Genomic DNA, 8,497 nt, shown 5'->3' on the forward strand with positions numbered 1-8,497 from the left:
ATGGTGTTTATTCGAATGGCTCCTATGTAAGATGGCAAAACCTCTCTCTCTCCTGGCGATTGCCGCAAACATGGCTGAGCAAGATCAAAATGAAGGGCGCAGATATCAGTCTGGATACCCAGAACCTGCTCGTGCTCTCCTCCTACAAAGGACTTGATCCGGAGCTCACGATTTCCAGCTTTGCATCACCTATCCCAAGGACCATTACCACCAGGGTTTCCTTTACTTTCTAAAATGCAGATCATGCGAAACAAAATATTATTGTCAGGGATATACGCGGTCATCGGCATCCTCACCCTTTCGGGATGTAAAAAAATGCTGGAGATCGCTCCACCCATCAACTCCGTAACCACTCCGGAGATCTTTGAAAGCAATAAGCAGGCGGAATGGGCTATTGCAGCCATCTATTCCAAAATGATCAATGGCCTCAATGAAAATGGCATGAGTACTGGTCAGGTAATTACCGACAAAGTATTTTCCGCAGGCCTTTGCACCATTCTGGGAGGCCTTTCAGCAGATGAGCTGACTGTACCCACCAATTTGCAGAATGCCGACCTGTTTGCTTACAATAACAAACTCACTGTGGTGAACAGCAGTAAGACCGCCATGATCTGGGAATCTGCTTACAAGGCTATCTTTGATTGCAATGCAGCCATTGAAGGGATCAGGGCTTCCAGTTCCATCCTGTTTACTGACAGTGTGCGAAAAGAACTGACAGGCGAAGCACTTGCACTCCGTGCATTCAGCTATTTTTATCTCGTGAACTTTTATGGAGATGTGCCACTGGTACTCAGTACTGATTTTAGAGTGACACAAGGTCTTCCCAGGTCGCCTGTTGTAAAAGTGTACGAACAGATCAAAGCTGATCTGGTAGCAGCCAGATCGCTGCTTGCTGCTGATTATTCAGTAGGTAGAAATGAACGAGTGAGAGTGAACAGGTGGTTTGCAGAAGCCATGTTAGCCCGGGTTTATCTTTACACCGGCGAATATCAACAGGCAATAACCAGCGCTTCTAACGTTATCGGTCACACTGCATTATTTTCTATTGAACAAAATCTCAACAATACATTCCTGCCCAATAACGGAGAAACGATTTTACAACTGAAGCCCGCCGCTGATAACAGTTGGGTACAGAACGGCGTACCGGAAGGTTATGTCCTGTACAATGTACCTGCCGCCGGAGGCGCTTATTTTCGTGCATACGAACTGAGCGGCCAGTTGGCAGCAGCATTTGAAGCAAATGATCAGAGAAAGACCTTGTGGACCAGGCAGGTGAATGCAGCAGTTGTTGCGGCTAAATATACCAGGGCAGAAAAGCAGCAGTATTACAATGTTATCAGGTTGTCTGAACTACACCTGATCAGGGCCGAGGCAATCATGCGTTCCACTCCCGGTAATAAGACCAATGCCATCGAAGACCTCAATATTCTCAGAAGAAGAGCAGGAGTGAATGAGCTGGATGATCAACTGACTCCCGAACAGGTGATCACGGCAATCGCTCATGAAAGAAGGGTAGAGCTCTTCCTTGAATGGGGCCACCGTTGGTTCGATCTGAAAAGGACCGGCGAAGCTGGTGATGTACTCAGTGCCATTCCCAACAAACAACCCTGGTGGGGAGATTACCAGTTGCTGTATCCCATCCCGGAGGAAGAGATCAGAGAGAACAGCAACCTCATTCAAAATCCAGAATATAATGTAAGGTAAGCTGCATTCTGCAACCCAATCTTTCATTCCCAAACACTCACACATGTTATTTACATATTACAATCGTAACTGCACCTGCATGGTGCAGAACAGGGCGCTTATTGTTTTTCCTTTCCTTTTGCTGATGACGGTTTTCACTTCCTGCAATAAGGACGTGCATCAAGGAAATCCAGCCACAGTACAGGTGTTCAATGCAATGGATAACGGGTTGAGCCTTTATGCCAATCTCAGTGGAAATCATCCGGTGGTTTACAGAACATCACTCCTCTTATCCAACAAATTCTATGATCTCCGCAATAACCTGCTCCTGATAGATAAGTTTCCGCAACACATTGATCTGTATGTGGCGCCGGATACATTGCCGAAGGATAAACCGCTGATCAGTATTCCGGGAGATCTGAAAGCGGGTGAGATCTATTCACTCTTTTTGCATGGTGAAAAATCAGGCGCAGCCTATTCTCTGTTTAAAGATCTGATCCCACCCATCAACAGGGAGGACAGCACTACACATCTCCGTTTCGCCAACTTCAGTTCCACACAGCCCATCTGTGTCAACATCATGGGTGAGCCCAATGGCTCCTTCATTCAGAACCTGCCATTCAAATCATTGTCGGATTTTGTAGAACTGGATGCAGATATGTCAACGCCTGATTACATATTTGAAGTAAGGGATCAGGCAACAGGTAACCTGCTCACCAGCTTCACCACATCCGGACTGAACCCCGGCACCTCCTGGCCCGGAACTGTCAATAACTGGATCTTCAGATCCAATACACTTGTATTCACCGGGAAACCAGGTGCAGGTTATCCCAACATGCAAAGGATAACTGTAATGAATCACAGATAAACATCAATCACAAAATATGAGCATAGCATTGAAAGTGGAGAACCTCTCCCACAGGTATGCCACTGCCTGGGCCATCCGGGATATCAATTTCGAGATCAGTCAGCATGGAGTGATCGGATTGCTTGGTTCCAACGGGGCAGGAAAATCCACTACCATGAATATCATCAGTGGCGTACTGAATCAAACGGAAGGGAATGTATACATCAATGGCATCGATAAAAAGAAAGATCCAAAGCTGGCTAAAAAACAACTTGGTTTTCTGCCACAGACCCCGCCATTGTATTCAGACTTCACTGTGAATGAATACCTGACCTACACTGCTGACCTGCGTTTCATTGAAGCCAGACAGGTAAAGCGTGCAGTGGCTGAAGTGATGGATCGTACAGGGATCACCCATTTCAGCTCCAGGCTGATCAGGAATCTGTCTGGTGGCTACAGACAGCGTGTTGGTATTGCCCAGGCAATCATCCACAAACCAGGTATCGTGATTTTGGATGAACCAACCAACGGTCTCGATCCCAACCAGATCATCGAAGCAAGAAAACTGATCAGGGAAATCGCGCAGGATCATACCATCCTCCTGTCTTCCCATATCCTTTCAGAGATCAATCTTCTTTGCCGGGACATCATCATGATCGAAAGCGGACGGATCGTTTTCTCCGATTCGATGGAGTCTTTCAATAATTATGTCCAACCCACGGCTGTACTGGCAAGGATGGAAAATCCTCCTGCTGAAAGTGAGCTGATGAAAATACCCGGAGTCACCAAAATACAGTTCCTGTCAGACAAACAGTGCAGGATCTGGTTCTCAACCAGTGACGGTATTTCTGAAGCCATCATTGCTGCAAGCGTACAACATAACTGGAGGCTTACGGAGATCAATCCCGAAAGATCGGTGCTGGACGATGTCTTCAAACAACTATCCCAACAAGCCTAAACGCCCCGACAATGAAAATAATATTCAAAATTGCGAGGGCTGAGTTGCGATACCTGTTCTTTTCTCCCATCGCCTGGTTTGTGATCTTTCTGTTTTATGTAACGATGGCCATTGCCTACACCGGTGCACTGGGCAATTATGCCGTGTACCAGGAAGTAATGCTGGATTTCAATGAAAGCTGGACCGGGTTTGATAAAGGTATTGGTAATGTGCTGGCAGCAACGGTAACGGGCATAATGATGAAGTACCTTTACCTTTTCATTCCACTGCTCACGATGGGCATCATCAATCGCGAGATCAGCAACGGGACTATCAAACTCCTGTACTCCTCGCCCGTATCTACCCGGCATATAGTGTTCGGAAAGTTTATGGGACTGATGTTTTTCAACCTGCTGTTGCTGCTGATTTTCGCCATCATCCTCACCAGTCTGCAACTGAATACGCAGCATGCAGAATATGCCTGGTACCTGTCTATCATGCTGGGAGTGTTCCTGCTGATGGGCGCCTATTCAGCCATCGGGTTGTTCATATCCTGCCTTACAGGATACCAGATCGTAGCGGCAGTGATCACCTTTTCCGTATTCTTTGTTTTGGCTTCCATTGGCGGATTATGGCAGCAGTATGACCTGGTGAGGGACATTACTTTTTTTATGTCCATCTCCGGAAAAGCGGAAAAGATGATGACAGGCCTGATCACCAGCAGGGACATTATTTATTTTCTGCTGGTGATCACCATGTTCATCGGATTTGCGATGATCAAACTGAAAAGCATACAGCATTCATGGAAGTGGACGGTCAATGCATCCCGCTATTCCCTGCTTGCTCTGATTATCATCGTTCTGGGCTATTTCAGCTCAAGGCCTGGATATATCGCTTACCTGGATGTAACGAAGAATAAGATCAATACACTGCATCCTGAAATGTTGAAAGTGCTGAATGATCTCGATGGATCGCCGCTTACCGTTACACTGTATACCAACCTGCTTGATAAGAATGTACATTACGGCCTTCCACAAATGCGGAATCATTATGTCTGGGGTATATGGGAGCCATTTATCAGGTTCTATCCCAATATAAAATTCAGGTACGAATATTATTACGATGTGGTGGATGGGAATAGTAGTTATTACAGGAAGTATCCCGGTAAATCATTGAAGGAGATTATGGCCATTGAAGCGGAAATGTTCAACATCCGCCCGTCCATTTTCAAAGCGCCTGCTGCCATCAGGAAGGAGATCGATCTTGCTCAGGAAGGCATGCACCTGGTGATGCAGGTGGAATACAAAGGGAAAAAAGAATTTCTGAGAACCTATTTGGATTCACAGGTCTGGCCTGATCAGCTGCATTATGCAGCCACGCTGAAAAGACTGACCCGAAGCAAAGAAGTCTCCGTTCATTTTGTTTCCGGCCACTATGAGCGTAATCCGATGAGCGCTGCACCCCGGGAGTTTGGACCTCATACTACCATAAAGGGGGTAAGGAGAACTTTGATCAATGAAGGAGTTGATACGGATACTGTTTCACTTGCCATTGAAGAGATCCCTGAAAATACAGATCTCCTGGTGGTGGCCGATCCCAAATCTGACTACAGTAATGAAGAGAAGGAGAAGTTGATCAGCTACCTCGATAAAGGAGGCAACGCCCTGATATATCTGGAGCCTGGCAAGCAATTCATCCTGGCTCCTGTTCTTAAAAGCATTGGTGTATATCCTGGTACCGGCGTTGTTGTAAGGCCCAACGAGCATGAGCAGCCTCATATTTTTAACAGCCCGCTCACACCGGCTGGTAACTTCCTGGCTAAAGAACAGGGTATGGAAATTTTTCAGCAATACAAAATCAGAGGAGCAATAGCGGAGAATGAAGGAACCCTGGACCTGAGTTATGAAGCCATCGATGGGTTCACTGTGGAACCTGTAATTGCGCAGGCCGGCAATGAAAGAACGTGGATCGAAAACGGCAGGCTTGTGGTAGACTCGGCAGCGCCGGTTTTTAATCGCGCCGAAGGTGATCAGCAAAAGAATGAATACATGATTGCCCTGAAACTAAGCCGGAATAAAGGGAATAAAGAGCAGCGGATCATCGTTACAGGCGATGCCGATTTTATGACATTCTACAGAATGAAGAACGGATCGCTCAATACAGCTTTTTATAGCTGGTTGCTGTACAACCGCTATCCCATTTATACCAATTATCCTTTTGCGCCTGACCTATTTCTGAAAACAACATCGGCAAAAACGAAGATTACCAAAGCGCTCTTTGTTTACATAGGATCGGCTGCACTGCTGTTGATGGCCACCATCCTGCTGGTGCGCAGGAAAAGAAAATAAGAAAATTCGATTATCATCATTCATAAACTGTTCTGTCATGTTCCTCCTTACGGATGATCAAACCATCGAAGATCTCAGGTTATTTGCCAAAAGAGAACGTACCGGTATTTACGACATCTATAACAATACAAATACACGCGGCGGAGAAATGCTGTTGGAAAAAATGTTCAGGAATCCATTGTCTGACATTGAAGAGATCAACAGGCGTGCCGGCATTATTGCGTCATATGCAAAGACCGGGACCCTGTTCCCTTTCAATGCATCTTTACTGGACAGCGTTGAAAAATACATATTGCATGGCGATGATGCTCATGAAGCCAAACCTGCAACACTGGGCGATAAGGAGATCAGCACAGGTGTTACTGCGCTGATAGAATTACTCCACGCTGTAATGGAGTTCATTCAAAATGGAGTGATTGCTCAGATTCCCATGCAGGAAGCTGAAAGGAAGACAATCCTGGATCTGCTGCTGCTTCCGGCACTGGAACCGATTTTCAGGGAGAAGCCTGGCGGCAGGATCTCCTTTGGAGCAGTAACTGCTTACGACATGCTGCTGCGCGGAAAGGAGAGAGATAAGATCAATACTGTTCTGCAATTCATCTATCAGACAGATGTGTATATCTCAGTGGCACAGGTTGCCAATAACAGAAAATTTGTTTTCCCCGTAGCGCATCCGCGTGGCAGTAATATCCTGAAAGCGGAAGGTGTTTATCACCCGGAATTGAAAGAGCCGGTAGCCAATGATCTACACATGCATGCAGGCAAGTCTGTAATATTCCTGACAGGCGCAAACATGGCGGGCAAGTCTACTTTCCTCAGGGCATTCAGCACAGCGGTTTACATAGCACATATGGGCTTTCCTGTAGCTGCCAGGTCAATGGAATTTGCCGTGATGGATGGTGTGCTCACTACTATCAACCTGCCGGATAATCTGGGGATCGGTGCCAGTCATTTCTATGCAGAAGTACTCAGGGTAAAGAAAGTGGCTGCCGAACTGGGCGCCGGCAAATCGCTGTTCGTGCTCTTCGATGAATTGTTCCGGGGAACAAATGTGAAAGATGCGCATGAAGGCACAGTGGCTGTTACCATGGCCTTTGCAGGCAAGAAAGACAGCCTGTTTCTCATCTCATCCCATATTGTAGAGGCAGGCAATGAACTGAAAAAAAGGCCCAATATCGGTTTCCAGTATTTACCCACCCGTATGAATGGAACGATACCCGAATATACCTATACGTTAGAAGAGGGTATTACAGATGACAGGCATGGTATGGTGATCATCCGGAATGAAGGCATCCTGGAGTCGTTGGCAACCGGAAAGAAGAAATGATCATGAAAAATACATTATGAGTTTTACTATAGACAGGCAGTCCCAGGAAGAACTCAACCTCATGGGTAAGTTCAGGCAGGGATCGGTGTATTCACTTTTCAACCAGGTGAAAACAAGAAGCGGGGAGCAACTGCTCGACCAGCTGTTCAAAAATCCATTGACAGATGAGAACCTCATCAATGAGCGCACTTCCGTATTCAGATTCTTCCAGGATGCCCGCCTGCAATTTCCTTTCGATGCAAAGCAGGTAGTGCAGATGCAGGAATATATCGATTCAACAGCCAGTGGAAGTCAGCTCGGTACCTATGCCGGCATCATCCTTAAAAAAACGTTGGCTTCACTCACCAGGGATGAGCGATACAAAACGCTTATCCAGGGTTTGCAGGCAACCATCATTATCCTCAGGAAATGCCTGGTGATGGTGGAGCAATTGCAGGTAATGGGCGGCTCCTTTCAGCATCGTATAAATGAGGTTCGTGCTGTGCTGCAGGCACGGGAACTCGCTGAGCTGGTAGACACTGATATTTATTCCAGTATTTCTGTAAAGAGAATTGCATCCTACGATCATTTGCTGAAAAGTAAATTCAATACGCAGATGAGGGCGATGCTTCATTTCATTGCAGAACTGGATGTGAACATTGCTGTAGCAGATGTTGCCCTTACCCGGGGATTCGCCTGGGCCACGGCAATGCCTGAAACAGCCAATATTTTCAGTGCTGCGGATCTCAGGCATCCCTGCATCAGCAATGCCATTGGTAATGATATTTCCATGGAGGAACAAAGCAATGTGATCTTTCTGACAGGAGCTAATATGGCGGGCAAATCAACCTGGATGAAGACCATCGGCATATCTATGTACCTGGCGCATATCGGCTTTCCGGTGCATGCAGCTTCCATGCGGTTTTCCGTGAGGTCAGGCATTTACTCCAGCATCAACGTGTCAGATAATATTGCACTTGGCTACAGCCATTTCTATGCAGAAGTAGTGCGTGTAAAACAGGCTGCGGATGCTACCCGCACAGGTAAACACCTGCTGCTGATGTTCGACGAGTTGTTCAAGGGCACCAACGTGAAAGATGCATTTGATGGGACCCTCGCTGTCACCGAAGCATTTGCGGAATACCAGAACTGCCTCTTTATTGTAAGCACCCATATCATTGAAGTAGGAGAGGAATTGAAGAATAAAAAGAATATACGATTCAAATATATGCCCACTGTTCTGGAAGGCAGCATACCCCGTTACACATACCAGCTGAAAGATGGCATCACCGAAGACAGGCAGGGAATGATGATTATCAAAAATGAAGGCATCATCGAACTGATTGGTGATTGAACGTGCCTGTAAATTTTTTCCA

7 protein-coding genes are annotated in these 8,497 nt (G+C 46.4%); all 7 read left to right on the forward strand.

The window, feature by feature from the left end:
• On the forward strand, positions 1-233 hold a 233-nt coding region (locus ACTHMC_RS06805), incomplete at its 5' end, for a hypothetical protein (protein ID WP_440412004.1).
• Between the two features lie 10 nt (positions 234-243).
• On the forward strand, positions 244-1,704 hold the full coding sequence (locus ACTHMC_RS06810; protein WP_440412005.1) for a RagB/SusD family nutrient uptake outer membrane protein: 1,461 nt from the start codon (positions 244-246) through the stop codon (positions 1,702-1,704).
• Between the two features lie 43 nt (positions 1,705-1,747).
• Entirely contained in the window at positions 1,748-2,551 is an 804-nt protein-coding gene (locus ACTHMC_RS06815) for a hypothetical protein (protein ID WP_440412007.1), read from the forward strand.
• Positions 2,552-2,567: 16 nt separating this feature from the next.
• Positions 2,568-3,488 carry an ABC transporter ATP-binding protein gene (locus ACTHMC_RS06820; protein ID WP_440412009.1) on the forward strand — a complete coding sequence of 307 codons (921 nt, stop codon included), beginning with the start codon at positions 2,568-2,570 and terminating at the stop codon, positions 3,486-3,488.
• Between the two features lie 11 nt (positions 3,489-3,499).
• On the forward strand, positions 3,500-5,815 hold the full coding sequence (locus ACTHMC_RS06825) for a Gldg family protein (protein ID WP_440412011.1): 2,316 nt from the start codon (positions 3,500-3,502) through the stop codon (positions 5,813-5,815).
• Between the two features lie 37 nt (positions 5,816-5,852).
• Entirely contained in the window at positions 5,853-7,142 is a 1,290-nt protein-coding gene (locus ACTHMC_RS06830; protein ID WP_440412013.1) for a MutS-related protein, read from the forward strand.
• A gap of 16 nt (positions 7,143-7,158) precedes the next feature.
• Positions 7,159-8,475: a MutS-related protein gene (locus ACTHMC_RS06835; protein WP_440412015.1), complete on the forward strand. Its 1,317-nt coding sequence runs from the start codon at positions 7,159-7,161 to the stop codon at positions 8,473-8,475.
• The last annotated feature ends 22 nt before the right edge of the window (positions 8,476-8,497 follow it).

The organism is Pseudobacter sp. (assembly GCF_051955275.1).
Taxonomy (GTDB): Bacteria; Bacteroidota; Bacteroidia; order Chitinophagales; family Chitinophagaceae; genus Pseudobacter.

What these genes read in the sequence shown, in the direction of transcription:
- ACTHMC_RS06810 (WP_440412005.1), top strand. Translation starts at nt 244, where the DNA reads ATGCGAAACAAAATATTATTGTCAGGGATATACGCGGTCATCGGCATC.
- ACTHMC_RS06815 (WP_440412007.1), top strand. Translation starts at nt 1,748, where the DNA reads ATGTTATTTACATATTACAATCGTAACTGCACCTGCATGGTGCAGAAC.
- ACTHMC_RS06820 (WP_440412009.1), top strand. Translation starts at nt 2,568, where the DNA reads ATGAGCATAGCATTGAAAGTGGAGAACCTCTCCCACAGGTATGCCACT.
- ACTHMC_RS06825 (WP_440412011.1), top strand. Translation starts at nt 3,500, where the DNA reads ATGAAAATAATATTCAAAATTGCGAGGGCTGAGTTGCGATACCTGTTC.
- ACTHMC_RS06830 (WP_440412013.1), top strand. Translation starts at nt 5,853, where the DNA reads ATGTTCCTCCTTACGGATGATCAAACCATCGAAGATCTCAGGTTATTT.
- ACTHMC_RS06835 (WP_440412015.1), top strand. Translation starts at nt 7,159, where the DNA reads ATGAGTTTTACTATAGACAGGCAGTCCCAGGAAGAACTCAACCTCATG.